This window comes from Aquirufa sp. TARAVU-A1A (assembly GCF_054558675.1).
In genome coordinates this window covers 1-255 of the sequence record NZ_JBPXKP010000021.1, presented here as the reverse complement: position 1 = coordinate 255, position 255 = coordinate 1, and the positions used below count along the sequence as shown (strand labels likewise).

Below are 255 nucleotides of genomic sequence, written 5' to 3'. Positions count from 1 at the left end.
GACCACTGCCACTCACCAACAAATCACCCCCCACTACCATACTCACATTACCCGCGCGTGGCGAATTCTGCGAAGATGAATTATCCGGTCCACTCACATCCAAAACACCCCCAATACGAACACTACCACCTGCATTCACCGTTAAGTCATAGCCCGTATAATTATAATAGCCACTACCCAAACGAATCGTCAAACCCGAATTGAACTGAACCTCGCCGCCACTCGTAATAGTCAAAGCCTTCAACGCATTCGTGT

General features: G+C 48.6%; 1 protein-coding gene. It reads right to left on the bottom strand.

Annotation, left to right across the window (positions count from 1 at the left end; genetic code table 11):
- On the bottom strand, positions 1-255 hold a 255-nt coding region (locus tag V7S75_RS12080; RefSeq protein WP_459514238.1), incomplete at both ends, for a hypothetical protein.